Below are 25,915 nucleotides of genomic sequence, written 5' to 3' on the forward strand. Positions count from 1 at the left end.
GATGAGACAAGCCACGGCTGTCGCGCTGGTGACGGGTGGAGCAAGACGGATCGGCAAGGCGATCGTCGAGGACCTTGCCGCCAATGGCTTTGCTGTCGCCATCCACGCCAACCGGTCAAGCGACGAGGCCGAGGCGCTGGCGGAGAAGATCGCGGGCGAAGGCGGCCGCGCCGCCATGGTAGCCGCCGACCTCACTGACATGGAAGCCGTGGCCGGCCTTGTCGGTCGCGCGCAAGCGGCGCTCGGACCTGTCACGCTGCTGGTCAACAACGCTTCCCTGTTCGTCGACGATCGTGTCGAGGATTTCGACTGGCAGGCCTGGGATCGCCACTTCGCCATCCATGTGAAGGCGCCGGCGCTTCTGGCGCGGACCTTTGCCCGCGCCCTGCCTGAAGGCGAAGAGGGGCTGATCGTCAACATCATCGACCAGCGCGTCTGGCGGCCGACGCCACGCTATTTCTCCTATGCGCTGTCGAAATCGGCGCTGTGGACGCAGACCGAGATGCTGGCGCAGGCGCTCGGACCGCGCATCCGCGTCAACGCCATAGGCCCGGGCCCGACACTGAAGAACAAGCGACAGGACGACGATGATTTCGGCAAGCAGGTCGATGGCCTGATCCTGAAGCGCGGCCCGCAATTGCCCGAATTCGGCGCCACGATCCGCTATCTCTGGCAGGCGCGCTCGGTGACGGGCCAGATGATCGCGCTCGACGGCGGCCAGCATCTTGCGTGGCAGACGCCCGATGTGACAGGCATGGTGGAATGAGTCCCGCAGCCCAAAGACATAAAAGAAACGGCGCCGCCGACGACCTGCCGCCCGATGTCGATCTCGACATCGAGGACGAGGCGGCGGAGGAGATCGTCGAGCCGGAGTCGATCCCGACCGGGCCTGACGTCGCCTTCACGGCCATAGACTGGACGCCTCATGCCGGCGACGCCGACGGCATGGTCGGCGCCGAGGTGATCCAGACCTTCGTCAAGCGGCTGCCCAACCAGCCCGGGGTCTACCGCATGATGAACGCCGCCGGCGACGTGCTCTATGTTGGCAAGGCGCGCAGCCTGAAGAAGCGCGTCACCAACTATGCTCAGGGGCGGTTCCACACCGCCCGCATCGGCCGCATGGTGCGCGAGACGGCGACGATGGAGTTCGTCGTCACCCGCACCGAGATCGAGGCGCTGCTGCTGGAGGCCAACCTCATCAAGCGGCTTAGGCCCCGCTTCAACGTGCTGATGCGGGACGACAAGTCGTTTCCTTACATCCTCTTGACCGGCGACCATGTCTCGCCCGGCATCTACAAGCATCGCGGCGCGCGCTCGCGCAAGGGCGACTATTTCGGCCCTTTCGCCTCGGCCGGCGCGGTCGGGCGCACCATCAATTCGCTGCAGCGCGCCTTCCTGCTTCGAAGCTGCACCAACTCCTTCTACGAGAACCGCACGCGGCCCTGCCTGCTCTACCAGATCAAGCGCTGCGCCGGTCCCTGCACCGGCGAGATCTCGCATCAGGGCTATGCCGAGCTGGTCGAAGAAGCGAAGGATTTCCTTTCCGGCCGCAGCCAGAAGGTGAAGACCGAAATCTCGGCCGCCATGCAGCAGGCCTCGGAGGAGCTCGATTTCGAGCGCGCCGCCATCTACCGCGACCGTCTTGCGGCGCTCTCGCATGTGCAGGCGCATCAGGGCATCAACCCGCAGACGGTGGAAGAGGCCGACGTCTTCGCCATCCACCAGGAAGGCGGCCAGACCTGCATCCAGGTGTTCTTTTTCCGCACCGGCCAGAACTGGGGCAACCGCGCCTATTTCCCCAAGGCCGATCCGGCGCTGGAGCCGGCGGAGGTGCTGGGCTCGTTCCTGGCGCAGTTCTATGACGACAAACTGCCGGCGCGCGCGCTGCTTCTGTCGCAGACCGCGCAGGAACAGGAACTGCTCGCCGAGGCGCTCTCCACCCATGTCGGCCGCAAGATATCCATCTCGGTGCCGCAGCGCGGCGAGAAGAAGGACCTGACCGACCATGCGCTGCAGAACGCGCGCGAGGCACTCGGCCGCAGGCTGGCCGAGACCTCGACCCAGGCGCGCCTGCTCAAGGGTTTTGCCGAGACCTTCGGCCTGGAAAAACCGCCGGTGCGCATCGAGGTCTACGACAACTCGCACATCATGGGCACCAATGCGGTCGGCGCCATGGTCGTCGCCGGGCCGGAGGGGTTCGTGAAGAACCAGTACCGGAAATTCAACATCCGCTCGACCGAGATCACGCCGGGCGACGATTTCGGCATGATGCGCGAAGTGATGCAGCGGCGCTTTTCGCGGCTGCTCAAGGAACATGGCGACGTTCAGCCCGGCCCGGCGGTCGAGGACGAAACAGGCGAGGAGGATCTGGTCGCCGGCAATGGCGGCTTCCCGGCCTGGCCGGACGTCATCCTGATCGACGGCGGCCAGGGCCAGATGACGGCGGTGCGCCAGATCCTCGCCGATCTCGGCGTCGAGGACCGGGTGGTGGCCATCGGCATCGCCAAGGGCCCGGACCGCGACGCCGGCCGCGAGCGCTTCTTCGTCAAGGGCAGGGACTCCTTCATGCTGCCAGTGCGCGATCCGGTGCTCTATTTCGTCCAGCGCCTGCGCGACGAGGTGCACCGTTTCGCCATCGGCTCGCACCGGGCGCGGCGCAAGAAGGAGATGGTCAAAAGCCCGCTCGACGAGATCGCCGGCATCGGCCCGGGCCGCAAGCGCGCCCTGCTGCTCGCCTTCGGCACCGCCAAGGCGGTCAGCCGCGCCGCGGTCGGGGACCTGGTCAAAGTCGACGGCATTTCCGAGCATGTGGCGAAGCTGGTCTACAATCACTTCCACGAGAGCTGAGAGGGCTAAGGGTCGGGCACGGAAGGTTGAAGAGACTTGCGCTGGCTAACTCTAGTCAGAAGATTGGCGGAGAACCCGCGACTTCGTCATCCTAGGCGCGTCCGCTTCGCCCGTGGATGACGAACGCACAGAGACCTCCGCTAATCTCGAAGGTCCGCGATAGCTCGCCCCGGCGATCAGACGTCTGCATCGTCCTTGTTCTCGACGCATCCGTGGCATTTTTCCCTGTCCAATCGAATCTCGCCTGTTGACCCCCTACATTCGCTTCTGATTTGAGTACGTCTGGCGGAGGAGATTTCCCGAGACAACATGGCACAACGCGCGTTCAACCTGCCGAACATCCTCACCTATGCCCGCATCGTCGCGGTGCCGCTGGTCGTGCTGTGCTTTTTTCTCGAGGGGCATCTGAAGTCGTCCGACTTCGCCCGCTGGTCGGCACTGGTCATTTTCCTGCTGGCCTCCATCACCGATTACTTCGATGGCTATTTCGCGCGCGCCTGGCAGCAGACCTCCAACATCGGCAAGATGCTGGATCCGATCGCCGACAAATTGCTGGTCGCCACCTGCCTGCTCCTGCTTGCCGCCGACACCGACCGCCATGGCGGCATCGCCGGCTGGTCGCTCTGGGCGGCCATCATCATCCTGTGCCGCGAGATCCTGGTTTCGGGCCTGCGCGAATATCTGGCCGCCTTGAAGGTGTCGGTGCCGGTGACCCAGCTCGCCAAGTGGAAAACCACGATCCAGATGGTTGCCATCGCCTTCCTGCTGGTCGGCCCGGCCGGCGACAAGATCTTTCCGCTGACCACCCAGATCGGCCTGGTGCTGCTGTGGGTCGCGGCGCTCGTCACGCTCTACACCGGCTACGACTATTTCCGCGCCGGCCTCAAGCACATCATGGACGAGTGAAGACAATGCCCACGAAGCTCATCTATTTCGCCTGGGTGCGCGAGCGGATCGGCAAGCCGGAAGAGGACGTCGAATTGCCTTCCGGCATCGAGACGGTCGCCGATCTGCTGCGCTGGCTGAAGTCGCGCGGCGAGGAGTATGAGAACGCGCTGCAATACCCCGACGTCATCCGCGTCGCCATCAACCAGGAACATGTCGGCCACCGCGAGAAGATAGCGGGCGCGCGCGAAATCGCGCTGTTTCCGCCGATGACCGGGGGCTGAGATGGCCGGCGCCGTGGTGCCCGCCATCCGCATCCAGCGCGAGGATTTCGACGTCGCCGCCGAGATCGCCGACCTGACCGAGGGCCGGACCGATATCGGCGCAGTGGTCACCTTCTCCGGCCTTTGCCGCGACGAGCAGGGTGCGCTGTCAGTGCTCGAGCTCGAGCACTATCCCGGTATGGCCGAGGCCGAGATCGGCCGCATCGCCGCGCAAGCCCTCGAGCGCTGGCCGCTGCAAGGGCTCACCGTCATCCATCGCCATGGCAAGATAGCGCCGGGCGAAAGCATCGTGCTGGTGGTCGCGGCCTCGTCGCACCGCCAGGCGGCCTTCGAGGCGGCGAATTTCCTGATGGATTACCTGAAGTCGCGCGCGCCCTTCTGGAAGAAGGAGCATCTCGCCGACGGAACTCAAGGCGGCTGGGTCGAAGCCAAGGAAGCCGACGATCAAGCTGCGGACCGCTGGAAGAAACAAGGCGAATAATGCATGTCGCCCAGAAGTGTGCAGCGGTTCTGGGGCAACGACATGCGTCAGAAAAAACTCCCGTTCGGCCATCGAACGACCGCAATCCTTCCCAAGCTTGCCAATCGGTTTGATTTGCTTGGCGGAGCAATCTCATGCTGGACAGGATCGCGGAGTTCTTCATCTTCGGGCTGGTGCCGCTGGTCGTCGGCGTGCTTGCCGTGCCGGAAGTGACCAATGCCGGCGAAAAGACGATCGCAGGCGAGGTGACCTATCGCGAACGCGTCGCCCTGCCGCCCGATGCCGTGCTCGTGGTCGAGCTCGCCGACGTCTCGCTGGCAGACGCACCGGCGACCGTGATCGCCAAGCGCAGGATAGCGCCCACCGGCCAGGTGCCGATCAAATTCGACATCGGCTTTGACCCCAAGGCTATCCAGAAGGGCCGGACCTATACTCTGCAGGCCCGCATCACGGTCGGCGAGCGGCTGATGTTCGTTACCGATACACGTCACCAGCTCGATCCGCTGGCGAGCAGGCCGCAGACGGTTTTGCTGAAAATGGCGCGCTGACGTCGTGCGCCGCGCCTGACCGTGCGACTTTTCAGCCTCGAAACCGTGTTCGCCGGAATAAGCCGGCAACGCCAGGCGTTGACTTATGCAGATGGCGGGCAGGCAAAGGGACGATGTCCCTTCACTTAACCGCCAGACCGAATGCGCGGATCGATCTGGCACTCAAAGGAGACCAGATATGAAAAAGCACACGCTCTTTCTCGCAGTCACAAGCATATCGCTGATCGCCTTGGCCGGTTTTGCCAGGGCGGACGATCACCTGTTCAACGCCACGCAGCACGGCCTCAGCCCCGACAGCCAGCCTTTCCAGACCAACAAGGCCGGCCACAGCGGCGACCTTGCGCCTGGACAGGGCAGTCCGTTCGCCGGCGAGGAGACGAAGACGCCGTCTACCGATACCGAGGCGGCGAACGCCCATGCGAATGTGAAAGACCGTCAAGCCAAATGACGTCTGCCCGCCGGGGGGGCCGGCGGGTTTTAAGAGCAATTCCAGGAAAGTGGGACGCGGTTTTCCGTCCGGAATTGCGTGAAACAAAGAGTTATTCGCCGTTTCCAGGAAATGGTGAAACGCTCTAGCATGCCGGACCGCGTCAACAGCGCGAATAAAAATCCCGTTCGGCCATCGAACGACCGCTATCCTTCCCAAGCCTGCCGGTTTGATTTGCTTGGCGCGAGTTGAGGTCTGTCCGGGTTCCATTCAGCCCAGTTCGATTTGCGCCAGGAACTCAAGCCTGCGGCGCCGCCGCCGCCGGTGTCAGGCCGAAGCGGCGCATCAGGTCCATGATCCTGGCCCGGTCCGGCGGGCCGCCGGCGCGAAAAATGGCAAAGGCCTCGCGGAAATAGTCCGGGCTGATCGCCGCGGGTGTGACCACGCACAACACTTTGGCGGTTTCCGCGGTGTTGTTGTCGAAGCGATGGACCGCGCCGCGCGGAATGCAGAGAGCCTGTCCCACCCCGACCTCGTGCCTCTGGCCGTCGACCGTGAGCGTCAGTACGCCCTCGATGCCGTACATCGTTTCTTCGTAGTGGTCGTGGCTGTGCGCCGGGGCGAGCAGCCGCTGCGAGCCGGGCACGGTCAGTTCGAAGGCCGCGATGCTGCCGTTGGACTGGTCGCCGGTGAGCAGGAAGCGAATGGCGAGGCCGCCGTCATCGCCGATCGTTTCTTCCGCCGGATTGACGCGCACATTGCTGGCTTTTCCTAGCATTCCATCCTCCCATATGGTAAATCGAATTTACCGAAATGAGTAAACTCAATTTACCAGCATGTCAATGCCCCAATCCACGGACGATCCTCCGAAAAAACCGCCATTGATCGGCGCGCTGCTGCGCGTGCCGGCCTTGGCCATCCACCGCAAGCTGATCAGGGATTTGCGGGCATCCGGCTTCGACGATTTGAGCCCGCCGCATATGGCCGTGATCCAGTATCCAGGACCGGACGGGATGCGTCCGAGCGCGCTTGCCGAGCGGGCCGCGATGAGCAAGCAGGCCATGAACCAGTTGCTGAAGACGCTGGAGGGGATGGGCTATATCATCCGCAGCGCGGCGCCCGACGATGCCGGTGGGACCGTCGTGAACTTCACCGACAGGGGCAGGGCCGCTTACCAGAAGATGGCGGACATCCTGCTCGACATCGAGCGGGAATGGGCCGAGGAGCTTGGGCCGAAGCGCTTCCAGGAATTGAAGACGCTGCTCGGCGATCTCTGGGACACGCCGCTGATCCGCTGAGGGCACCAATTGACCGCGCCGCCTCGACTCCCTAGGCTCCCTCGAAAATGGGGATGGGGTTCCCCCGAAACCGCCCTTATGGGCTGATGACTCCTGCCAGGCGTGCTCTCGCGCGGCAGGATTTGTTTTCCCGCTCGCATCATGCCTGATTTCGTGAAGTGATTCCGATGCGGAATCGCGTTTGGAAAGGCATTGAAGCGATGACCCTTGCGGCTTGCGCCTTGGTCCTGATCGGCGGTTTCCTCGGCGGCATTTCCCGCTTTTTCCTCTCCGGCGTGGTCGGCCGTACCATCGGCGAGACCTTTCCCTGGGGCACGTTGCTGGTAAACGTTTCCGGCGCCTTGGCCATCGGCGCCTTCGCAGGCGCGGCGCGGGCTGTCGGCGGCGTATTCGCCGGCGATCTCGTCCGCGACCTGATCGTCGTCGGCCTGTTCGGCGGCTACACCACGGTGTCGTCCTTCTGCCTGCAGACGCTCAACCTCGCGCTCGACGGCGAGGGACGGCTCGCCGCCTTCAACGTCGTCGCTTCGTCAGTGCTGTGCGTGCTGTTCGTCGCGCTCGGCTTCTGGGCCGTCGCCTGGGTAGTGGGCTGAGCGATGACCGACAGCCAGATGGCGATGCGGCTCTATCTGGCGGTCGGCTGTGGCGCGGCGATCGGCTCGCTGGCCCGCTTCCTGTCGAGCTATGTCATCGTCTCGCTGCTCGGCATGAACGCGCTTTGGTCGACTGCTTTCGTCAATGTCGTCGGCTCGTGGGTCATCACGGCCTTCGCCACGCTGACCGGGCCGGACGGGCGCCTGATGGTCGGCCCGGCCAGCCGCAATTTCGTCATGGCCGGCCTCTGCGGCGGCCTCACCACGTTTTCGGCGATGAGCCTCGATACATTTATCCTGCTGTTCGACGGCGACTGGCCGCTAGCCGCGACCTATCTCATCAGTGTGGTCGGCCTGTCGCTCGCCGCGGCGTGGCTGGGCTATCTCATGGCGTCCAGGCTCAACCGCTTGCCGGTCGACAGGTGATTGGGCCAACAGGCGATAAGGGAGGAAAAACATGGAACTTCCCACGCAATGCGCGCTGCTCAGGATCTTCTTCGGCGAGGACGACAGGGCGGCGGACGGCAAGCCGCTGCACGAGGCGATCGTCATCAAGGCGCGCGAGACCGGCATGGCGGGCGCGACGGTGCTGAGGGGCCCGCTCGGCTTCGGCCGTTCGAGCGTGCTGCACTCCGCCAAGATCCTGCGCCTGTCGCAGGATCTGCCGATCGTCGTCGAGATTGTCGACGCGGCGGAGAAGATCGATGCGCTGATCCCCGAGATCAAGGCGCTGACGAGTAAGAAGAGCTGCCTGATCACGAGGGAGAAGGTCGAAGTCATCCGCTATGGCGATGGCGACTGACCCAAAAACAAAGGGCCGGCGAAGCGCCGACCCTTTTCCAGATTTCGACCTACAGGCTCAGCCGACGATCTCGGTGTCCGAGAACCAGTACTTGATCTCCTGCGCGGCGGTCTCCGGCGCGTCGGAGCCATGCACGGAGTTCTCGCCGATCGACAGCGCATGCACCTTGCGGATGGTGCCCTCGGCGGCGTTGGCCGGGTTGGTGGCGCCCATCACTTCGCGGTTCTTGGCGATGGCGTTCTCGCCCTCCAGCACCTGCACGATCGTGGGCGCCGACGACATGAATTCCACCAGTTCGCCGAAGAACGGGCGATCCTTGTGCACGGCGTAGAAACCTTCGGCCTCGCGGCGGCTCATCCACACGCGGCGCGATGCGACGACGCGCAGGCCGGCATCTTCCAGCATCTTGGTGATGGCGCCGGTGAGGTTGCGCCTAGTCGCGTCCGGCTTGATCATGGAGAAGGTGCGTTCGATCGCCATAAGGTCGTCCTTGTTGTGGGAATGGAAATTGGAGTGGCGGGCTCTATACAAGTCGCCCGGCGGCTTGCCAAGGGGAGGCGGCTTCTGGTCAAGGCGAGCCGTTTGCGGGATAATCAGGCGGCTGCATGCGCCTCGGGCGCGAAGTCCGGAGCGCCGCGGCGGCGGAGCCCGAGGCGATGAACCGGCCTTATCTCAGACGCGGCGACATGGCAGGCATAGTTCTCATGGCGGTCATGTGCGCCGTGATCATCTTCGTCCTGCTGGCCCTGCCGCCGCGAGATCACAATTTCGGCTTCGGCCCGGAATGGCAATGCACGCGCATGGGCGAGGGCGACCCGATTTGCGTGAAGCTGGTCGACAACGGCAAGACGACCAAGGCGCCCCAGAAATAGGCGCTAAAGCTCGATCTCAACGGTCACTGTAGGCCCATCGCCTGCCTTGAGGCCTTCCTGCTGGCGCACCGAGGCCTTGATCGGCAACAGCAGGCTGCCGGACGGCTTGTCGGGAAAGAGCGACGTTTGCCACCTGGTCTTGCCGATCGTCGCCGTGATGCCGAGCGAGCCCCAAGGGCGCGCCAGCCCCGCCGTCGCCGCCTTGATCCGCGCCGCGACGTCCGTCGGCAGCGTCATGAAATGCCAACCTCCCTTGCCGGGATAGACCCAGATCTCGGCCCGCATCTCATAGCGCAGCATGGCAGTCCAGCGCTCGCGGCGCTCACGCCGCAGCCGCGACCTGCCGGCCGATCCCGCCATGCAGGTCGAGGCAGCGCTCGAACCAGCGCGCGATGCCGTCGGCATCGTCGAGCAACTGGAAAGGCGAGGCGATGCGGCCCCATTGCAGCGCCCCGAACACGATGTAATCGACAAACAGCGGCGCCTCGCCGCCGATGAAGGGCTGGTAGGTCAGCGTCGAGCGCAGCGGCTCCAGCGCGGCGCGGAAGGCCGAGAGCCCGGCCTCGCGATTGGCCACGACGTCTTCCAGGCGCTTGCCGTAGCGCTGTTCGCGGTTCTCGCGGAAATAGGCAGCGTTCGGTTCGTCCTGCATCGCATGCAGATCGGTCAGAGCCACCGTCGCGATATAAGGGTGGATGGTGAACTGCGACCAGCGCTCGATGAAGCGCGCCGTCCCCTTGCCGCCTTCGCCGGAAAACAGCGTCGGCCGTTCGGGGTAGGCTTCGTCGAGATAGAGCGCGATGGCGAAGGAATCGGCCATCACGCGCTCGCCGTCGCGGATCACCGGCACCGTCTTCGATACGCCGCCCTCGACCTTCGGCACCTCCAGGAAGCGCGTCGGCACCTTGGTGGCGGCAAGCCCCTTATGCGCCAAGGCCATCTTGGTCTTCCAGCAATGCGGGCTGAAGGGGCGGGCGGTGTCATGGCCGACAAGGTCGTAAAGCAGAATGGTCATTGGCGGGTCCGTTGCTGCGGGTTACGAAGGGGCTGGATTCGGGTTAAGCCGGGTGGGAAGAATGAAGCAGCATTTCATGATGTTTGCGGCCTACAATCAATGGGCCAATGGCCGCCTCTACGATGCCGCCGCCGATCTTGGCGAAAACGAACTCGGTCGCGACGTCGGCGCCGCCTTCGGCTCGATGCTCGGCACGCTGAACCATCTGCTCGCCGTCGACCGCGTCTGGATGAAGCGTTTCACCGGCGAGGGCGACGCGCCCTCGAACACCGCCGCCATACTCTACCACGCCTTGCCGGCCCTGAGGTTGGCGCGCGAGGCCGAGGACAGGAGGGTCGTCGACTGGGTGACAGGGATGGGCGACAAGGCGATCACCGGCCGTTTCTCCTACATGACGGTGGACATGCGCACCGTCTCGCAGCGCCTTTCGCCTGCGCTCAGCCATTTCTTCAACCACCAGACCCACCATCGCGGCCAGGCGCATATGCTGCTCACGGTACTCGGCCGACCCTCGGTGCCGCTCGACCTTGCGCTGTTCCAGCGCTCCGAGGAAGGTCGCGCCTACGCCTGAAAGCGCGTTGGCCGGAAGAAGTGCTCGGCGCGAGTTATCCGGCAATAGCCGGTCAAGTGGCATATCGGGCTGCATTGCCCATGAATGGCTGAGTTTGCGGCCGGGTTGTTATTGAGAAGTTTCCAAATTTAAGAAAAGTCAAGGCAACGGCCAACCGGGAGTGTCGAACCGGCCGTGAGGCTCCGCGGCATTCTCCTACCGCGTCGCCGGCTGCGGCGGCGCGCTGACGAGAACCTCCGGCCAGCCGGAGAGCCCGTCACTAAAGGCGATGCCGACGGCGTGTTAACCACACTTGCGTTGAAGCTAATATGTTAGGACTTCTTTTGCGCTCGCGCTGCACAATAAACCAGTTGCAGTGGGAGCAATGACATGCGCATCGATTTGTCCCCCACGAGTTGGGGCAGGGTCGTGGTGGTCACCGCCGCCGGCACCGCCTTTTTCATTGCCGCCGCCTTCTTCGTCGATTCCTTCAATTTCCCCTCCCTGTCGCCGCAGGCGCTGCTGTGGGCGCAACTCACGGACCTGTTCCTGCCGCTTGTCCTCGGCGGCTCCTTCCTGTTCTTCCTGATGTGGAAGATGCGCCAGCTGGCGATCACGCAGAAGGAACTCAGCGTCATTGCCGCGACCGACAGCCTGACGGCGGTCTTCAACCGCGGCGCCTTCTCGATGCTGGTCGAGGCCTATCTCGAGCGGGCGCGGGGCCAGACGGTCGCCGATGCCGGCGCGCTGCTGATCGTCGATGCCGATCACTTCAAGTCGATCAATGACCGCCTCGGTCACGATTGCGGCGACCAGGCGCTGAGGTTGATCGCGGCGACGATCAAGGGGCAACTGCACGGCGCCGACATCGTCGGGCGTATCGGCGGCGAGGAATTCGCGGTCTTCCTGCCCGGCGCCGACGCCGCGCGCTCCTTCCTGGTCGCCGAATCCATCAGGCGCCGCATCCGCGAGGCCGAGTTTGCACCCGGCGGGCGGCCCTGGCCGCTTTCGGTGAGCATCGGCGGTACCGCCTTCCGCGGCCCGACCACCTACCACGACATGTTCGAGGTCGCCGACCGCCATCTCTACAAGGCCAAGTCCAATGGCCGCGACCAGGTGAGCTTCGAGAGCCCGCGTGGCGGGCTGGCGGGCGACGCCGCCGGCACGGTCCACTAGATCAGGATGACGTTTCAACGGTGGCTGCGGTTGAGCAGTGGCCTGTGCTGGCGGATCAACTGGCGCTCGACATCGAGATAGGGCCTGATCAGGCCCGCCGCGGTCGTGGTCGGCTCCGGCTGGTGCACCACCGCCGTCAGCATGCCGTGTTCGGTGAGCAGGTTCAGCCACTTCAGCGCCTCCCATTTCGGCGTCGCGCCGCCGCGGCCGGCAAGGCTGCGGTTGATATAGCCGGGATAGGAAAGCAGGCGCTTGCCGGCCGACGCGCCGCAGGTGCCGATCCTGACTGGCTTGCCTCCGGCGGTGATCCAGGCATAGACGGCTTCGCCGAGTTCGCACACCGTGGGATCGGTTATCGTCACCCGGATGGACGATCTGTCCCGGCCGAGCCGCATTTCGGCCGCCGGCTTGAAACGCTCGCGATCGAGAAACATCCGCCCTCCTTGCCGCGCGTCCGCACTGACATGGTGAACGCGAGCGGTCCGTGCGGTGTTTCACGCAGCGCTCGAAAAGTTTCATGGGGTGTCGCGGCGCCGCGCATGCCTAGAGCCGATGATTTCAGGTCTGTTCGACCTGAAATCTGAATCCGGCTCTGAATCAAAGAGATAGAGCATGATGTCGCCCGAAAACCGCTTCACGCTTTTCGGCATCATGCTCTGCGCCATCAACGGTCCGTTCATCCTTTGGCGGCTAGTGTCGGAGGCTGGCCTCAGCCGATCCGCGAGCGACCGTGTTCGACCTTATCGATTTCAAGGCGGTGCTGGTCATCGCCCTCATCTTCATTCCGCTCGAGCAGCTTCCGCCGCTGCATGCCGAGCAATCGGCGACGCGCCGGCATTGGCTGAACGACGTCGTCTATCTGCTCTTCAACGGCATCGTCATCAAGCTCGGCATGTTGCTGTGGTCGGCGCGGCAATGCTTGTGGTGCAGCGTTTCGTTCCCGAAGCGCTCACCGCCGCCGTTCAGTCGCAGCCTTTATGGCTGCAGGCAATCGAGGCTCTGCTCATCGCCGATATCGGCTTCTACCTTGCCCATCGCGCCTTTCACGCGCTGCCGTTCCTGTGGCGCTTTCACGCCATCCATCACTCGATCGAGGAGATGGATTGGCTGGCCGCCCACCGCGTGCACCCGGTGGACCAGATCCTGACCAAGTCGGCTTCGTTCCTGCCGCTGTTCGCGCTGGGTTTTTCCGGCGAGGCGGTTCTTATCTACGTGCTGATCTATCACTGGCAGTCGGTGTTCATCCACCCCAACACGCGCATCAAATTCGGGCCGCTGAAATGGCTGATTGCCTCGCCGCAGTTCCATCACTGGCACCATGCCAACGAACGCCAGGCCTATGACAGGAATTTCGCCGGACAGTTGCCCTTTCTCGACCTGATCGGCGGCACCTTGTTCATGCCGCAACGAATGCCGGAAAAATACGGCGTCGACGAGCCGGTGCCGCAATTCTATCACCAGCAGCTTGTCTATCCCTTCGTCGCCGCGGCCGAACCGGCCGCGCCGATCGTTGAGGCCGCGCCGGTCGCCGCCAAGCCGGAATGACGGCACGGAAAAGCCCGCCACTGAGGGCGGGTTTTTCGCGGGAAAGGTAGTCCTTTGCCGTAAAACTCAGCCGGCGAAACCGCCATATCCGCGCGCCACCGGCTTGACCGAGACGACCGGCTGCTCCGAGGGCCAGAGCACCCCCGCCGTCACCGCGAAGGTGATCAGCGCATCGCGCGCCGCCTCGGCCGGGATTTCTCCACTGCGCGCTGCCTCGCAGGCCTTCACCGCGGCGCCGTAGCTGAGGCGGCGGCGCGACGGCGGAAACTCGGTCAGGAAGTCATGCATGTCGAACAGCGAAGCGATCATGCGCTTGTGGCCCGCGCCGACGCTGAGGGCGACCGGGGTAAAGAACATCCTGTCGTACATTCGGACCTCGTCTATTGGCTGTGGAAGCGGAGGCTGCCGCCTCCGGTCTGGAGGGAGGCCGTCACACAACGCGGCTTGCGGCGAGTGGTTCCGCGCCCGCCGATTTTTCCGTACTGGACGTGATCCGTCGGGCAGGCGGCCTATTTCCACATCCCGCGCATGCGAGAGCCGAGATCGACCTTGACGCCCGGCTTCTGGCGCGGGTCGTCCTTGAGCGCGGCGCTTGCCCAGGACGACTGCTCGAAGGCCGAAAGCATCGAGGCCGGAATGAAGCGGGTGCGCGAGGCATAGACGTGGCGGTCGCCGCGCGCCGGCTGGTTGTGCGGATAAAAACGCTGCGGCACGACGAGATGCAGGCTGTCCTTGGCTCTGGTCATCGCCACGTAGAGCAGGCGCCGCTCCTCCTCGATGTCCTCCTTGGTGCCAACGCCGAGATCGGCCGGGATGCAGCCGTCGACGGTGTTGAGCACGAAGACGTTCTTCCACTCCTGGCCCTTGGCCGAATGGATGGTCGACAGGATGAGGTAATCCTCGTCACGATGCGGCGGCCCGGCCTGGTCGCTGGTGGCGTCGGGCGGGTCGAGGGTGAGCTCGGTCAGGAAGCGCTCGCGCGACGGATAGGTCGATGCGATCTGTTCTAGCTGGATGAGGTCGGCGCGGCGCGTGATCGCATCTTCATGGATGCGTTCCATATGCGGCTCGTACCAGAGCCTGATCCGCTCGAGGTCGGCCGGCCATTTGGCGCCGGCGCGTAAGCCGCCATAGATGTCGAGGAAGACCGGCCAATCTTGAGCGGCGCGCTGCGGCGGCCGGAAGCGGGCAAGGCCCAGCGTCTCGTCCAGCGATGTCGCCATGGCGTCCACGATCTGCGAGGCGGCGGATGGGCCGATGCCCGGCATGAGCTGCAGCACCCGAAAACCGGCGACGCGGTCGCGCGGGTTTTCGGCGAAGCGCAGCATCGCCAGCATGTCCTTGACATGCGCGGCATCGAGGAATTTCAGGCCGCCGAACTTGACGAAAGGGATGTTGCGGCGCGTGAGCTCGACCTCCAGCGGCCCGCTATGGCTCGAGGTGCGGAACAGCACCGCCTGCGCCTTCAGCGCCGTGCCGGCCTCGCGCTCCGCCAGGATCGCCTGGCAGACATAATTGGCCTGCTCGGCCTCGTCGCGCACGCTGACCAGCTGCGGCTTGTGCGATGACCGCCGCTCGGTCCACAGATTCTTGGTGAAGCGCTCGCTGGCCTCGCCGATCACCTTGTTGGCCGCGGCCAGGATCGTCTCGGTCGAGCGGTAATTGCGCTCCAGCATGACGACCGCCGCTTCTTGCGCGAACTGCCTTGGAAAGTCGAGGATGTTGCGCACTTCCGCGGCGCGGAAGGAATAGATCGACTGCGCGTCGTCGCCAACGACGGTCAAGCCCGCGCCGTCCGGTTTCAGCGCCAGAAGGATCGAGGCCTGCAGCCGGTTGGTGTCCTGGTATTCATCGACCAGTACATGGTCGAAGCGGCTGGAAAGATGTGCGGCGATCTCCGGCTCCGCCGCCATCTGCGCCCAGTAGAGCAGCAGGTCGTCGTAATCGAGCACGTTCTGCGCCTGCTTGGCCTCGACATAGGCCGCGAACAGCGCCTTGAGCTGGTCCGCCCATGCCGCGCACCACGGGAAGGCCGAGCCCAGCACTTCACCCAGCGGCGCCTGCGCATTCACCGCCCGCGAATAGATCTGCAGGCAGGTGCCCTTGGTCGGGAAGCGGCTTTCGGTTTTAGACAATCCCAGCTCGTGCCGCGCAAGGTTCATCAGGTCGGCGGAATCCTCGCGGTCGTGGATGGTGAAGGCCGGATCGAGGCCGATCTGCTCGGCATAATCGCGCAGCAGTCGCGCGCCGATGCCGTGGAAAGTGCCGGCCCAGGCGAGCGCGTCGGCGATGATGGCCGCGTCGCGCCCCAGCACCTCGCCGGCGATGCGCTCAACGCGCTTGGCCATCTCGGCAGCGGCGCGACGGGAGAAGGTCATCAGCAGAATGCGGCGCGGATCGGCGTCCTTGACGATGAGATGGGCGACGCGATGCGCCAGCGTGTTGGTCTTGCCGGAACCGGCACCTGCGATCACCAGCAGCGGCGCGGCCACCTTGCCGTCGCCATGCATCACCGCCAGCCGCTGCTCGTCGTTCAGCCGGCCAAGATAGGCGGGCGCCTCGAAGGACGAATCACGAGCGGCGATGTTCATCGCCCATCAAGCATCGTTTCCGCTTTGTTCGCAACGGGTATGGCGCTGGAGATTGGCGAAAGCCGACGCGACAGACGATCTTCCCCAGAAGGGGAGATTCTACCGCTTCGGCTCGACTCCCATCGCCGCCGACTGTCGCCGCAGCGCGCGTCTCTCGTCGCCCGGCATGTCCAGCGGTGCGACATCGCCGGGAACCTCATCGATGATCCTGATAGCGACGCGGTAGGCGGTGTAGGCAAACAGCCCTGTTAACAGCAAGCGGATCATGGCCATCTCCTTATGCGGTTCGATCGGGTCTCAACCGGGCGCGCGCAGGTTGGTTCCCCTCCAGCCAACCAAACCGCGCCACGCAACCAAACCGCCACCGCTTCGTTGCCCTTGAGATCAAGGAGCAAACGAGAGGAGCTTGTCATGAAGAAGCTTCCTGTGCTGCTGGCTCTTGCGGCAGGGCTCGTGCTCGTCGCCTGTGACAACAGCGTGCAACCCACCAAGGCGCCGGGCGCTGAAGTCAACCAGAACCCTCAGGTCGACAAGAACCCGGTGCCGAAATCGACCACCGGCGGCGACCAGCAGGGTACAGCGCCGAAGCAATAGGGCAGGGCGGGCTGAATTGTCGTCAGCCTGAAACGAAGAAGGCCGGCGCTGCTTGGGAGGAAGCTGATAGCGCCGGCCAAGCGGGAAAATCAGGCCCGCCGCGGGACCAAAGATAGCTGAGTCTCGACCCTGCGTCATGGTGCGATCGCGGTAGCCGGCTATACAGCCTCGAGCAAATCACCGGAAAATCCCGAAATTCTGCAAGGCTCCACCATTGTGGGGTCTCTGGTGCTGCCTTGGGTGACGCGCGATCGGAGCCAACTATGAAGACTGTTGCAACAACTGCCCTTGCTCTCGCCGCGCTCACCGTCGCTGGGCCGGTCATCTGGACGGTCGCGTATAACCATCAGCAACATCTCGGCGACCGGGAACTCATCTCGATCGCTGCCGAGGATGTGGTAAGAGTTGAGCTTGGGGCGATCGCCTACGCCTCCGCCGAGGAACTGCTGTCAAGCAACCCCGGCTGCTGCATCGTCAGTCACTCCAATCACGAGTGGCTGCGGTTTCCGGCGCGCCTTTACGAAGACGGCGTCTCAATCGTGCAGATGAGCTATCTCATCGAAAGGACGCCGAAACCGGAATATTACTTCCGCGAAGTCGCGATCGATGCGGATGGCCGAATATTGGAGACCAGGGGCATTGAGACAGACATGCAAGAGCATTGGTAGCCGGCAATCGCCGGCCGCATCGGCGCATTCTCAATATCGAGGCATGGATGACTAGGAAGCTTGCATTGGGCGCGTTGGCAACTACAGCAATTCTATTGGCCGTATTGGCAGCGGCGTCGTGGTATTCCGGTGGGTTGAATGGGTACTGCGGTGAAACGGGCCAGATCGCATCCGACGCTGCGTTGATTGAGAGCGCGCTCATTCTGGAAGCCCGGGAGTCGGATTTTCCCCGCGCAATTTCCGGCGCCGCTGCCGCAGGCGAATACGCAAAAGATAACCCCGATTGCTGCGCCGTCGAGCGATGGGATCATCCGTTCATGACAAGTCCTTTTTTGACTGTCCTGTCTGGGACGCGTGGATTTGCTGTTACCCTAATCTATCCGCGGAAGCATCCGGATGCTGACGGCGCCTACCAGCAAACAACCAATATAATAGATGGCTGTGGTACGTCGATCGACAGGTACTCGATGTCAAGTGTGCGAAAGCCGATGGCGACGCAGTATTAAAAGGGTTCGAGCATCTCTGTTCGAGATGCCGATGGAAACCTTATCAGCACCAGCGACCACACTTTCGCGGAATATCTTGCGCGGCTGGTGCTGGATTCGTTCCAGCGCGCATTCGTGGGGCCTCACGCCACCGCCGAGCGCGCTTGTTGTCCGCCGGCGATCTCGATGTCCAGCTGGCGCTGCGTCAGCGCCGCTTCGGACATGAGCCACTGCTTGAACAGCTCCACCTTGCGGGCGCCGAGCGCCTTGATCGGGCTCACGAAATACCAGCCCGCCGTATTGGGATGGTGGACCGCGAAAGGAGCCACCAGCCGTTCGGCGCGGATATCGCTTGCCATGTAGGCGCGGTTGGCGACGGCAAAGCCCATTCCGGCATTGGCCGCCTCGTAGGACATCATGCAGCTATCGAAATAGACGCTCCTGGTTTCGCCAAGCACGAAGCTCGCGCCGGCAAAGCCCAGCCACGACTGCCAGTTCTGCGTACAGGTGTCGGAATGCAGCAGTGTGAAATAGCGCAGGTCTTCCGGCGTCACCTTCGACAGCGGCTTGTCGCCCAGCACATCGTGGAAGAGCTTGCGGCTGCAGACCGGTGTCAGGTCTTCCTTGAACAGCAGTTCCGAGGTGAGGCCGGGGAAGTTGCCGTCGCCATATCGGATCTCGAGATCGTATTCCGAGGTTGAGAATTCATGCGTGGCGTAAGAGGTCGACACCCGCATCTCGATGTCGGGATATTGCCGCTGGAAGGCCGAAAGCCGCGGGAACAGCCAGCGCGCGGCGAAAGTCGGCAGCACGCAGATCCGCAGCACATGTGCCTGCGACTGGCCCGTAGCCTCCATGCTGGCCGCCACGATCCGCTCCAGCGCCTCGCGGACGCGCGCCACGTAGGTCTCACCCTCCGGCGTCAGCGACACGGCATTGCCGCCGCGCTCGAAGATCTTGAAGCGAAGCTGATCCTCCAGGCTCTTCACGCGCTGGCTGACGGCGGAAGCGGTGATGAACTGCTCTTCGCCGGCACGCGTGAAATTCTTGTGCCTCGCGGCGCTCTCCACGATTTTCAGCGAGTTGAGGTTGACTTGACTGAGCAGCCGCACGGGGTTTCGTCCTTAAGCTGGGCTTACGCTACCACCAGCATTCCTAAATTTACAGGGGTAGGCGTTTAAATGACTGTTAACCAAGTGTTGCCCCCACCTTGGAGAAAGTAGAATGAACGCCCATACAATTCCCGAACTGCGTTGCGCAATGAGTCGCGAGGCCATCATTGGTCATGAGACGTCCTGGAAAGTGTCTGGTTTCGGCGTCGCCCAGTATCGTCACGGTTACGACCCCGCTCTGCTTGCCGCCATCGAGGAAGCCGCCCTGAAGTTGAAGGCCAGCCATGCCGTGCACAAGCACCTCGACCTCACCTTCATCACCGGCGCCGACCGCTTTATTCCAGAGATCAAGGAGCTTTTGCACGACAAGCTGCGCCTGGAAAGACTGTCCGACATGATGGGCACCAAGCTCGAGCCGTATCCACTGTCGATCGTCGGCTCGACCGTCACCTTCATGAATCCGAAAGACGGTGCGGTCGAATGGCATTGCGACGGCGTTCCGGTGACCGAGCTCATTCCGCTGTCGATCAGCGACCCGCTCATCGGCGGCCATCTTGAGATCTATTGCGACGATTCCGAGACCGGCCGCTCGATCCTGGAATCCGGCCGCGATCTGCCGCGCAACAAGATCATGCGCATCGACCACAAGATGAACTATGCCACGCTCGGCCAGTTCCTTGGCGTGCTCCACCGCACCGCGCCGATCCAGCTCGGCGAGCGCGTCACGCTGGTGCTCAACCAGCGCTCGGCGATCAAACCCTATGTCGACGATAACCGCATGTTCTACCTTGCCGCCGACAACGACCATGACCGTGCCTGGGTGAACGAACTGGCGGAGGATGTCTGGACCAACCAGCTGCCAGCCTACCGCCGCCATGCCGAGGAGCATCCCGTGCCGCAGCCGACGGCGGAAGCGGTTTCCGGCGCGGCGAGGGAGTCGTGGTAATGAGCCACGACCCGGTCGACCGTCAGCCGCTGTCAAGGTCTCTGAGCCTCGGCCCGGTCGCGCCGGAAAGTCAAAACCGTTCCAGCGTCGCCCCCGGGGCGGCCCTGGCCTTCGCCCTCGGCGCCGTGGCGCTGTGGGCCACCAACGCCCTGGTCGGCAAGACGCTGCTTGCCCTCTATCCGGTGTCGCAAGTGCAGTTTCTGCAGTTTTGCGGCGCGGCCATGGTCTTCGCGCTGATCCGGCTGACGAGCACTCCTCCTTTCCCCCTTGTCGGGGAAGGTGGATCCGCGCTTGCCGCTTACCTTGTCGGCTTCGTGGGCCTGGTCGGCACGATGGTGCTGCAATATATCGGCTTCGCCTCGATGCCGGTTATCGAGGCAAACCTCGTCGCCTACACTTGGCCGCTGATGACCGCCGCGGCGGTTATCCTGCTTGGCCGTCCGCGCCGTCCGCTGCTGCTCGGGCTGGCGGCGGCGCTCGGCTTCGTCGGCGTGGCGCTGGTCATTTCGGGCGGCCGCGCGCAGACCTGGTTCCAAGGCGGCAGCCTCGTCGGCTACCTTGCCGCTTTCGGCTCGGCGCTCTGCATGGCCTTTTACTCGCTCGCCGTCGGCCGCCTTGCCGTGTCGCCGGAGCGCCTGCTGTTGCCCTCGGCGCTGATCGGCGTCGCGCTCACCTTTGCCTGGTGCCTGCATGACGGCGTCGTGCGCCCGACCGGCGCTCACCTTCTGCTCGGCCTCTATCTCGGTGCCGGCCCGATGGGGCTCGGCTATTATTTCTGGTCGCGCGCGGCGAAGCTCGATCATGGCGGCAGGATAGCGGTCGTCGCCTATCTGACGCCGATTGCTTCCACATTTCTGCTGACGCTCTCGGGCGAAAGCCTGTCGATGACGGCGGTTGCCGGCGCCGTCCTCGTCATCGGCAGCTGCCTTGCGGTCGGCGTCGAAGGTACGGAGACCCGGAACGATGTCCAAGACGGCCGTTGACGATGACGAACGCCGCGCCAGGCAGGAGGCGTACTGGCTGGTCAGGGAGTTTGGTGCGGAGGCGCCGCTCTATGCGGCCATGAAGGCCGAAAAGGCCATCGAGCAGAAGGATTTCGGCCGCTGCGCGCGCTGGAAGCGCGTGCTGGAGATCCTCGCGGACAAGCCGCCCGCGGAACTCAGGCGCGGTGTCGCCGCCAAATGACCGATTTGCCATGGGGCCGCCGAATCGCGCATGTTCGATTATCCGACGGCAGATTATCGCGGCCGTGCCGGAACTTGCCCTGAACTTTGATTTTTCAGCAACTTTCACGGCGAATCGAAGTGCTATAGCGCCTTTTGCGCATCCAGGCGGACCGCCCGAGCTATAAAACGCTGGCTATAGCTATTAGAATTCCTAACTTGCGCGTTTCCAGTTCGCGTAGAAACATCGCCCGGTATTGAGTTTCGTAGATTTACTGACTATGGACGGTCCGTTGGGGGACAGGTCCAATTCGATACACCGACGAAAGTCTTAAAAAAGAGCTGGCGATTTGAGGGCCAGCAGAAGGTGAAAAAATTGTCCAACATCGACGACAAGACCGCAATCGAGCTGACCGCCGACATTGTCTCGGCCTATGTCGGCAACAATCCGCTCCCCGCCTCTGGCCTGCCTGATCTGATCGCCAGCGTCAGCGCCTCGGTTCGCAAGCTCGCCAGCGGCAGCGTTGTCAAGGAGGCGGTGGCTCTGACGCCCGCCGTCAACCCGAAGCGCTCGGTTTTCCCCGACTACATCGTGTGCCTGGAGGATGGAAAGAAGTTCAAGTCGTTGAAGCGCCACCTCGCGACCGACCATGGTCTGACGCCGGACGAATACCGCGCGAAATGGGGTCTGCCAGCCGACTATCCGATGGTGGCGCCCAGCTATTCGGCGACCCGCTCGGCGTTGGCCAAATCCTCCGGCCTCGGCCGCAAGCCAGCCGGCGGCGACGCGGGCAAGGGCAAGCGCAAGGCCAAGGCCTGAGGCATGTTGCCCGCAACAGATGATGTCGCGCCATTACCATGGCGCGACCATCTGGCCGCCCTCGGCGCGTTGCGCCGTGGCGTAGCCGCCCAGTCCTCGGTGGACGCGGCCAACGGCGTCAGGGCGCGGCGCATCCTGTTTTCGCTGGGCGATCCCTCAGGCGACATGCTTGCCGCGCTCGACGCGCTTGACCGGTTCGAGCGCGCCATCGTCGAATGCGACGACCCGTCGGCCATCGAAGCGCGAAGACTGAATTGCTTGGTTATCCTGGACCGCCTTGCGGCAAACAGTTCGCCGCGCGCCTAGACTAGCGGTGGGCCTGAGGCGGCTTGACCGGCCGGGCTCGCTTGGAATCCTGCTCGCCGGCAAGGCTTTCCGCCTCAACCGCTGTCATTTCAAGGAGATAGACAAGCATCTGGTAGCGCGTGCGCGAGAGCATTTTGGCCAGCTTGCGCGTGATCTCCGCGACATATCGCAACGTTCGTAAATCGCTGGGCGCTCTATCCATCGTGAGCTCCTGATATGGCCAAGTTATTTGGGCCAAGTTACGTGAACCAAGTTATCGTTGGCGCCCACTCACGACTCACGGCGCGCCTACAGGTTTGCAGGTTTGCGGCAAAACTGAAAATCATTTTTGATAAGCATCATGCTTGGCCCGGAAGATTTTGCCGTCCTTTTTTGGTGGTATCACCACTTGTGGTGCTAATATTGAACCAAAGCCGAACTTGCGGTCGTCTTGCCGCGCCCGGTTGATCTTCCGTTAGGGAATGTTGATCGCGACAGGCCGGCCGCGGCGGTCAAGCCGCTCAGCCTTTATAAGCAGAGCAGAAGCCCGGCGGGTTGTTTTTGCCGATCATGGCGCAGCCGCGCTTGATCTCCTCGATCATCATGCTGCAGGCATTCTGCCCGTTGCAGGGCGGATTGGTCGCCGGCGACACCTGGATGCACTGCGAGACATACTGGTCCGACTTCGCCTTGCCGGCGGATTGCACGCATGGCCGCGTGTCGTTCTGGCTTGCCTTGGCAGGGGCGGGTTTCGCGGGCGCGGCGCCAGCCGTCGCGGGCGCGGCCTTCGCAGGCGCGGCACTGCCGCCGCTTTGCGGCACGCAGGAGAGATCGCCTTCGGGGCATTGCAATTGGTGCTGCAACTGCGCCAGCCGCGCCTTGGTCAACTCCGCCCTGCAGGTCTCGACGAGGGTCGAGTACACTGAGCCATCGGCATAAGGCTGGGTGCGGAAGGCGCACTCCTTGTCGCGGAACGGGATCCAGGCGCGCTGCGCGTCGCGCAAGCGCTTCAAGTTAGCGGGAGCGAGACGTCCCGCCAGCGCCTTGTAGACTGCGTTGAGGCCCGCGTCGGCCGAAGCGGCATTCGCGGCCGTGCAGGTAGCAAGGTCGGCCTGCGTCTTCGCTGCCGCGCAGTCGGTGGCTGCTGCGTGGGCCGATGGCGTGGTGAGAAACAGGCTGGCAGCGCCCGCGAAAATCGCGATCACCAGTGAAGCCGAAATGAGCGTGGTCTTGCCTGACATCTGATCTGCCCTCTGCTTGAATCGAACCCCGCCGCTCGCGCCAGCATAGGTTGAGACAACAGCCGCGATCAACGCCAATCCCACGACGCGGCAAGCAAAGTGTGACCGGCGCGGATTGGCTACGACGGAGCAGCGCCCAGTCTCTGGACGGTGCCTCGCCGCTCTCCGCGATCGCTGCGGAGGCTGGAGGGGCAGGGTGCTGTCCTGCCCGCCACTATCTCCGTGTTTTGACGCAATTCCGGACGGCACTACAGCGAAGGCGCCGAGCCCAACCGCACACACTTTTCCTGGAATTGCTCTGGTCGTTCATAGGCGACGCCTAAAACGCCTTCCCGGAATCGATCTGGATCAACAGGTGTTCCGGCGCCCGCGTCTCTGGTCTGTTCGCAATCTTTCCCGCCTGCGGAGAGGTTGGTTGGGCCTGCGGCCCACTCGCGGGCTCAGTCGGGACAGCAGTTTGAGCAGTCTGGTCCTCGAACAGAACCACCTGCGTCGCCAGCGCGGTTGTCGTGGCGACCTGGAAGAAGATGAAGGCTAGGGCGAGATAGCGGATCACGGGCCTCCAAACGCTTCGGCCGGCAACTGGTTCCAGTCCGTCGTGTTTCTGCTGAACGGCCAAGGCATGTCGCCAGAAGTGTGCAGCGGTTCTGGGACAACGACATGCAGCAAAACAAAGGCTTAAAAGCGCGTCGCCTGAATCCGCTTCAGCGCGACGCGCTTTTAAGTCAGCGCGGCGGGCCTTATCCGAGCCCCTGGCTCTTGCGAAGCGCCGATCTCCCGTGCAAAAGCCGGCCATGCTTATCATCAACGACCTTACGCTGCGCATGGCGGGGCGACTGCTTCTCGATCATGCCTCATTGACCCTGCCGGCCGGCACCAAGGCCGGTCTCGTCGGCCGCAACGGCACCGGCAAGACCACGCTGTTCAAGGCGATCACCGGCGATTTCCCTTCGGAGACCGGCTCGATCAGCCTGCCGAAGAACACCCGCATCGGCCAGGTGGCGCAGGAAGCGCCCGGCACCGAGGAGCCGCTGATCGATATCGTCCTGAAAGCCGATGTCGAGCGCCAGGCCTTGCTCGAGGAGGAAAAGACCGCGACCGATCCGCACCGCATCGCCGAGATCCACACGCGGCTGGCCGATATCGACGCGCATTCGGCCGAATCCCGCGCCGCCACCATCCTTGCCGGCCTCGGCTTCGACGATGCCGCGCAGAAACGCCCCGCTTCGTCCTTCTCCGGCGGCTGGCGCATGCGCGTGGCTTTGGCCGCCGTGCTTTTCTCCGAACCCGACCTGCTGCTACTCGACGAGCCGACCAACTATCTCGACCTCGAAGGCACGCTGTGGCTGGAGAACTACGTCGCGAAATATCCGCACACGGTTTTGCTGATCTCGCACGACCGCGATCTGCTCAACCGCGCCGTCAACTCGATCGTCCATCTCGACCAGAAGAAGCTGACCTTCTGGCGCGGCGGCTACGACCAGTTCGAACGCCAGCTCACCGAGCAGCGCGAGCTGCAGGAAAAGAGCCGCGTCAAGCAGGAAACCCAGCGCAAGCATATGGAATCCTTCGTCGAGCGTTTTCGCGCCAAGGCTTCCAAGGCCCGGCAGGCGCAGTCGCGCCTGAAGGCGCTGGAAAAGCTGAAGCCGATCGCCGCTGTCGTGAACGACACGGTACGGCCGTTCTCCTTCCCGGAGCCGGTGAAGACGGTGGCTTCGCCGATCGTCGCGCTCAATAGCGTCAATGTCGGCTACACCGAGGGCAGTCCGATCCTGAAGAAGATGACGCTGCGCATCGATGCCGACGATCGCATCGCGCTGCTCGGCGCCAACGGCAACGGCAAGTCGACCTTCGCCAAATTGCTCGCCGGCCGGCTGAAGGCCGAGACCGGCACGGTGACGGTTGCGCCCGGGCTGAAAGTGGCGATCTTCGCCCAGCACCAGCTCGACGATTTGCGCCCCGAGGAAAACGCCTACGAGCATGTACGCCGGCTGATGCCGGACGCGCCGGAAGCCAAGGTGCGCGCCCGCGTCGCCCAGTTCGGCCTTGCAACCGAGAAGATGAACACCGCTGCGAAAGACCTGTCCGGCGGCGAAAAGGCGCGGCTGCTGATGGGTCTGTCGGCTTTCGAGGGCCCGAACCTCTTCATCCTCGACGAGCCGACCAACCATCTCGACATCGACAGCCGTGAATCGCTGATCCATGCGCTCAATGATTTTCCGGGCGCGGTGATGCTGATCTCGCACGACCGGCACCTGCTCGAAGCCACCGCCGACCGGCTCTGGCTGGTCAAGGACGGCGCGGTCAATCCCTATGACGGCGATCTCGAGGATTACAAGACCTTGGTCACCGGCGTGTCGTCCAACCGCCGCGAGCAGAAGGAAGCCGACAAGGCGTCCAAGGCCGATCGCCGCCGCGAAGCCGCCCAGCGCCGGGCCGCATTGGAACCGCTGGCGAAGGAAATCCGCGCCACCGAGGCGCTGATGGACCGCATGCGCAAGCGCATCGACCTGATCGAGGACGAGCTCGCCAATCCGGCGGTCTACGAGAAGGATCCCTCGACCGCCACGCGGCTGGCCAAGGAGCGCTCGCAACTGGCGCAGACGCTGGCGCAGAACGAGGACAAGTGGCTGACGATGTCGGCGGAATATGAGGAAGGGATCGCGGAATAGCGCGGTTTCTCCTTC

General features: G+C 63.7%; 38 protein-coding genes and 1 riboswitch. Of the genes, 24 read left to right on the forward strand and 14 right to left on the reverse strand.

Annotated features, from left to right (window positions below):
* Position 1: 1 nt before the first annotated feature.
* The 7 genes from FJ424_RS06815 to FJ424_RS06845 all read left to right on the forward strand — a co-directional run bounded on the left by FJ424_RS06815 (position 2) and on the right by FJ424_RS06845 (position 5,493).
* Positions 2 to 766 (forward strand): SDR family oxidoreductase, encoded by a 765-nt coding sequence (locus FJ424_RS06815; protein WP_140651848.1) that lies wholly within the window; start codon positions 2 to 4, stop codon positions 764 to 766.
* Positions 763 to 2,847, forward strand: coding sequence for an excinuclease ABC subunit UvrC (gene uvrC / locus FJ424_RS06820; protein ID WP_140651849.1), 2,085 nt, complete (start codon positions 763 to 765; stop codon positions 2,845 to 2,847). Before FJ424_RS06815 ends, uvrC begins: the two co-directional genes overlap by 4 nt.
* 309 nt (positions 2,848 to 3,156) lie before the next feature.
* The gene (pgsA, locus tag FJ424_RS06825) at positions 3,157 to 3,753 is read left to right on the forward strand and encodes a CDP-diacylglycerol--glycerol-3-phosphate 3-phosphatidyltransferase (protein WP_040984724.1); all 597 of its coding nucleotides are present in this window, start codon (positions 3,157 to 3,159) and stop codon (positions 3,751 to 3,753) included.
* A 5-nt stretch (positions 3,754 to 3,758) separates the two neighbouring features.
* On the forward strand, positions 3,759 to 4,016 hold the full coding sequence (gene moaD, locus FJ424_RS06830; RefSeq protein ID WP_140651850.1) for a molybdopterin converting factor subunit 1: 258 nt from the start codon (positions 3,759 to 3,761) through the stop codon (positions 4,014 to 4,016).
* 1 nt (position 4,017) lies between these two features.
* On the forward strand, positions 4,018 to 4,497 hold the full coding sequence (locus FJ424_RS06835) for a molybdenum cofactor biosynthesis protein MoaE (protein WP_140651851.1): 480 nt from the start codon (positions 4,018 to 4,020) through the stop codon (positions 4,495 to 4,497).
* 134 nt (positions 4,498 to 4,631) lie between these two features.
* Entirely contained in the window at positions 4,632 to 5,045 is a 414-nt protein-coding gene (locus FJ424_RS06840; protein ID WP_140651852.1) for a YbaY family lipoprotein, read from the forward strand.
* A gap of 178 nt (positions 5,046 to 5,223) precedes the next feature.
* Entirely contained in the window at positions 5,224 to 5,493 is a 270-nt protein-coding gene (locus FJ424_RS06845; protein WP_140644528.1) for a hypothetical protein, read from the forward strand.
* A 277-nt stretch (positions 5,494 to 5,770) separates the two neighbouring features.
* Here FJ424_RS06845 and FJ424_RS06850 read toward each other — a convergent pair whose 3' ends face one another.
* Entirely contained in the window at positions 5,771 to 6,250 is a 480-nt protein-coding gene (locus FJ424_RS06850; protein ID WP_140651853.1) for a cupin domain-containing protein, read from the reverse strand.
* A 64-nt stretch (positions 6,251 to 6,314) separates the two neighbouring features.
* Here FJ424_RS06850 and FJ424_RS06855 point away from each other — a divergent pair, with 64 nt between their 5' ends.
* From FJ424_RS06855 to FJ424_RS06870, 4 genes are all read left to right on the forward strand, one after another.
* Complete coding sequence (locus tag FJ424_RS06855) at positions 6,315 to 6,770, forward strand: MarR family winged helix-turn-helix transcriptional regulator (protein ID WP_140651854.1); 456 nt, start codon at positions 6,315 to 6,317, stop codon at positions 6,768 to 6,770.
* Between the two features lie 40 nt (positions 6,771 to 6,810).
* A riboswitch (Fluoride riboswitch) is annotated at positions 6,811 to 6,873 on the forward strand.
* A 97-nt stretch (positions 6,874 to 6,970) separates the two neighbouring features.
* Positions 6,971 to 7,363 carry a fluoride efflux transporter CrcB gene (gene crcB, locus FJ424_RS06860; protein WP_140651855.1) on the forward strand — a complete coding sequence of 131 codons (393 nt, stop codon included), beginning with the start codon at positions 6,971 to 6,973 and terminating at the stop codon, positions 7,361 to 7,363.
* Positions 7,364 to 7,366: 3 nt separating this feature from the next.
* Positions 7,367 to 7,789 carry a fluoride efflux transporter CrcB gene (crcB, locus tag FJ424_RS06865; RefSeq protein ID WP_140651856.1) on the forward strand — a complete coding sequence of 141 codons (423 nt, stop codon included), beginning with the start codon at positions 7,367 to 7,369 and terminating at the stop codon, positions 7,787 to 7,789.
* Between the two features lie 31 nt (positions 7,790 to 7,820).
* Complete coding sequence (locus tag FJ424_RS06870) at positions 7,821 to 8,165, forward strand: DUF190 domain-containing protein (protein WP_140651857.1); 345 nt, start codon at positions 7,821 to 7,823, stop codon at positions 8,163 to 8,165.
* Positions 8,166 to 8,222: 57 nt separating this feature from the next.
* On the opposite strand, the gene ndk is transcribed toward FJ424_RS06870, so the two are convergent.
* Positions 8,223 to 8,645, reverse strand: a complete 423-nt coding sequence (gene ndk, locus FJ424_RS06875; protein ID WP_041010781.1) for a nucleoside-diphosphate kinase — start codon at positions 8,643 to 8,645, stop codon at positions 8,223 to 8,225.
* A 125-nt stretch (positions 8,646 to 8,770) separates the two neighbouring features.
* Here ndk and FJ424_RS06880 point away from each other — a divergent pair, with 125 nt between their 5' ends.
* Positions 8,771 to 9,037 carry a hypothetical protein gene (locus FJ424_RS06880; protein ID WP_140651858.1) on the forward strand — a complete coding sequence of 89 codons (267 nt, stop codon included), beginning with the start codon at positions 8,771 to 8,773 and terminating at the stop codon, positions 9,035 to 9,037.
* A gap of 3 nt (positions 9,038 to 9,040) precedes the next feature.
* Here FJ424_RS06880 and FJ424_RS06885 read toward each other — a convergent pair whose 3' ends face one another.
* Positions 9,041 to 9,397: a DUF1905 domain-containing protein gene (locus FJ424_RS06885; protein ID WP_246677165.1), complete on the reverse strand. Its 357-nt coding sequence runs from the start codon at positions 9,395 to 9,397 to the stop codon at positions 9,041 to 9,043.
* Positions 9,360 to 10,052: a glutathione S-transferase family protein gene (locus FJ424_RS06890; RefSeq protein ID WP_140651859.1), complete on the reverse strand. Its 693-nt coding sequence runs from the start codon at positions 10,050 to 10,052 to the stop codon at positions 9,360 to 9,362. Before FJ424_RS06890 ends, FJ424_RS06885 begins: the two co-directional genes overlap by 38 nt.
* A gap of 61 nt (positions 10,053 to 10,113) precedes the next feature.
* Between FJ424_RS06890 and FJ424_RS06895 the strand changes: the two genes are divergently transcribed.
* Positions 10,114 to 10,623: a DinB family protein gene (locus FJ424_RS06895; protein ID WP_140651860.1), complete on the forward strand. Its 510-nt coding sequence runs from the start codon at positions 10,114 to 10,116 to the stop codon at positions 10,621 to 10,623.
* Between the two features lie 369 nt (positions 10,624 to 10,992).
* A complete protein-coding gene (locus FJ424_RS06900) occupies positions 10,993 to 11,778 on the forward strand; it encodes a GGDEF domain-containing protein (RefSeq protein ID WP_140651861.1) in 786 nt (261 codons plus the stop codon).
* A 14-nt stretch (positions 11,779 to 11,792) separates the two neighbouring features.
* Here the strand turns inward: FJ424_RS06900 and FJ424_RS06905 are convergent, their stop codons facing one another.
* The 3 genes from FJ424_RS06905 to FJ424_RS33930 form a co-directional block, all read right to left on the reverse strand.
* Entirely contained in the window at positions 11,793 to 12,212 is a 420-nt protein-coding gene (locus tag FJ424_RS06905; RefSeq protein WP_140651862.1) for a hypothetical protein, read from the reverse strand.
* A gap of 81 nt (positions 12,213 to 12,293) precedes the next feature.
* Positions 12,294 to 12,443, reverse strand: coding sequence for a hypothetical protein (locus FJ424_RS33480; protein WP_181183373.1), 150 nt, complete (start codon positions 12,441 to 12,443; stop codon positions 12,294 to 12,296).
* A 44-nt stretch (positions 12,444 to 12,487) separates the two neighbouring features.
* Entirely contained in the window at positions 12,488 to 12,694 is a 207-nt protein-coding gene (locus tag FJ424_RS33930) for a hypothetical protein (RefSeq protein ID WP_246677166.1), read from the reverse strand.
* On the opposite strand from FJ424_RS33930, the gene FJ424_RS06910 reads away from it, so the two are divergent.
* On the forward strand, positions 12,694 to 13,323 hold the full coding sequence (locus tag FJ424_RS06910; protein ID WP_246677167.1) for a sterol desaturase family protein: 630 nt from the start codon (positions 12,694 to 12,696) through the stop codon (positions 13,321 to 13,323). The genes FJ424_RS33930 and FJ424_RS06910 overlap by 1 nt on opposite strands.
* Before the next feature lie 66 nt (positions 13,324 to 13,389).
* Here the strand turns inward: FJ424_RS06910 and FJ424_RS06915 are convergent, their stop codons facing one another.
* The 3 genes from FJ424_RS06915 to FJ424_RS33485 form a co-directional block, all read right to left on the reverse strand.
* A complete protein-coding gene (locus FJ424_RS06915) occupies positions 13,390 to 13,692 on the reverse strand; it encodes a DUF982 domain-containing protein (RefSeq protein ID WP_140651863.1) in 303 nt (100 codons plus the stop codon).
* 140 nt (positions 13,693 to 13,832) lie between these two features.
* A complete protein-coding gene (locus FJ424_RS06920; protein WP_140651864.1) occupies positions 13,833 to 15,914 on the reverse strand; it encodes an ATP-dependent helicase in 2,082 nt (693 codons plus the stop codon).
* Between the two features lie 99 nt (positions 15,915 to 16,013).
* On the reverse strand, positions 16,014 to 16,181 hold the full coding sequence (locus FJ424_RS33485) for a hypothetical protein (protein WP_181166861.1): 168 nt from the start codon (positions 16,179 to 16,181) through the stop codon (positions 16,014 to 16,016).
* A gap of 144 nt (positions 16,182 to 16,325) precedes the next feature.
* Between FJ424_RS33485 and FJ424_RS06925 the strand changes: the two genes are divergently transcribed.
* The 3 genes from FJ424_RS06925 to FJ424_RS06935 all read left to right on the forward strand — a co-directional run bounded on the left by FJ424_RS06925 (position 16,326) and on the right by FJ424_RS06935 (position 17,682).
* A complete protein-coding gene (locus FJ424_RS06925) occupies positions 16,326 to 16,508 on the forward strand; it encodes a hypothetical protein (protein WP_140648177.1) in 183 nt (60 codons plus the stop codon).
* A gap of 263 nt (positions 16,509 to 16,771) precedes the next feature.
* Positions 16,772 to 17,176, forward strand: coding sequence for a hypothetical protein (locus FJ424_RS06930; RefSeq protein ID WP_140651865.1), 405 nt, complete (start codon positions 16,772 to 16,774; stop codon positions 17,174 to 17,176).
* A gap of 47 nt (positions 17,177 to 17,223) precedes the next feature.
* Positions 17,224 to 17,682 (forward strand): hypothetical protein, encoded by a 459-nt coding sequence (locus tag FJ424_RS06935; protein ID WP_140651866.1) that lies wholly within the window; start codon positions 17,224 to 17,226, stop codon positions 17,680 to 17,682.
* Between the two features lie 122 nt (positions 17,683 to 17,804).
* On the opposite strand, the gene FJ424_RS06940 is transcribed toward FJ424_RS06935, so the two are convergent.
* Complete coding sequence (locus tag FJ424_RS06940; RefSeq protein WP_140648174.1) at positions 17,805 to 18,773, reverse strand: LysR substrate-binding domain-containing protein; 969 nt, start codon at positions 18,771 to 18,773, stop codon at positions 17,805 to 17,807.
* Between the two features lie 112 nt (positions 18,774 to 18,885).
* On the opposite strand from FJ424_RS06940, the gene FJ424_RS33490 reads away from it, so the two are divergent.
* The 5 genes from FJ424_RS33490 to FJ424_RS06970 all read left to right on the forward strand — a co-directional run bounded on the left by FJ424_RS33490 (position 18,886) and on the right by FJ424_RS06970 (position 22,008).
* Complete coding sequence (locus FJ424_RS33490) at positions 18,886 to 19,719, forward strand: hypothetical protein (RefSeq protein ID WP_181181982.1); 834 nt, start codon at positions 18,886 to 18,888, stop codon at positions 19,717 to 19,719.
* Positions 19,719 to 20,702, forward strand: coding sequence for a DMT family transporter (locus FJ424_RS06955; RefSeq protein ID WP_140648173.1), 984 nt, complete (start codon positions 19,719 to 19,721; stop codon positions 20,700 to 20,702). The genes FJ424_RS33490 and FJ424_RS06955 overlap by 1 nt, the downstream gene beginning before the upstream one ends.
* Positions 20,683 to 20,904: a hypothetical protein gene (locus FJ424_RS06960; protein WP_140648172.1), complete on the forward strand. Its 222-nt coding sequence runs from the start codon at positions 20,683 to 20,685 to the stop codon at positions 20,902 to 20,904. The genes FJ424_RS06955 and FJ424_RS06960 overlap by 20 nt, the downstream gene beginning before the upstream one ends.
* A 354-nt stretch (positions 20,905 to 21,258) precedes the next feature.
* A complete protein-coding gene (locus FJ424_RS06965; RefSeq protein ID WP_140648171.1) occupies positions 21,259 to 21,702 on the forward strand; it encodes a MucR family transcriptional regulator in 444 nt (147 codons plus the stop codon).
* Between the two features lie 3 nt (positions 21,703 to 21,705).
* Positions 21,706 to 22,008 carry a hypothetical protein gene (locus FJ424_RS06970; RefSeq protein WP_140648170.1) on the forward strand — a complete coding sequence of 101 codons (303 nt, stop codon included), beginning with the start codon at positions 21,706 to 21,708 and terminating at the stop codon, positions 22,006 to 22,008.
* A 1-nt stretch (position 22,009) separates the two neighbouring features.
* Here the strand turns inward: FJ424_RS06970 and FJ424_RS06975 are convergent, their stop codons facing one another.
* The 3 genes from FJ424_RS06975 to FJ424_RS06985 all read right to left on the reverse strand — a co-directional run bounded on the left by FJ424_RS06975 (position 22,010) and on the right by FJ424_RS06985 (position 23,784).
* Positions 22,010 to 22,210 (reverse strand): hypothetical protein, encoded by a 201-nt coding sequence (locus tag FJ424_RS06975; protein ID WP_140648077.1) that lies wholly within the window; start codon positions 22,208 to 22,210, stop codon positions 22,010 to 22,012.
* Between the two features lie 298 nt (positions 22,211 to 22,508).
* On the reverse strand, positions 22,509 to 23,306 hold the full coding sequence (locus FJ424_RS06980) for a lysozyme inhibitor LprI family protein (protein WP_140651867.1): 798 nt from the start codon (positions 23,304 to 23,306) through the stop codon (positions 22,509 to 22,511).
* A gap of 241 nt (positions 23,307 to 23,547) precedes the next feature.
* Complete coding sequence (locus tag FJ424_RS06985; RefSeq protein WP_140651868.1) at positions 23,548 to 23,784, reverse strand: hypothetical protein; 237 nt, start codon at positions 23,782 to 23,784, stop codon at positions 23,548 to 23,550.
* A 238-nt stretch (positions 23,785 to 24,022) separates the two neighbouring features.
* Between FJ424_RS06985 and FJ424_RS06990 the strand changes: the two genes are divergently transcribed.
* Positions 24,023 to 25,900 (forward strand): ABC-F family ATP-binding cassette domain-containing protein, encoded by a 1,878-nt coding sequence (locus tag FJ424_RS06990; RefSeq protein ID WP_140651869.1) that lies wholly within the window; start codon positions 24,023 to 24,025, stop codon positions 25,898 to 25,900.
* Positions 25,901 to 25,915 lie beyond the last annotated feature (15 nt).

It is taken from the genome of Mesorhizobium sp. B3-1-8, from assembly GCF_006439495.1.
Taxonomy (GTDB): Bacteria; Pseudomonadota; Alphaproteobacteria; order Rhizobiales; family Rhizobiaceae; genus Mesorhizobium.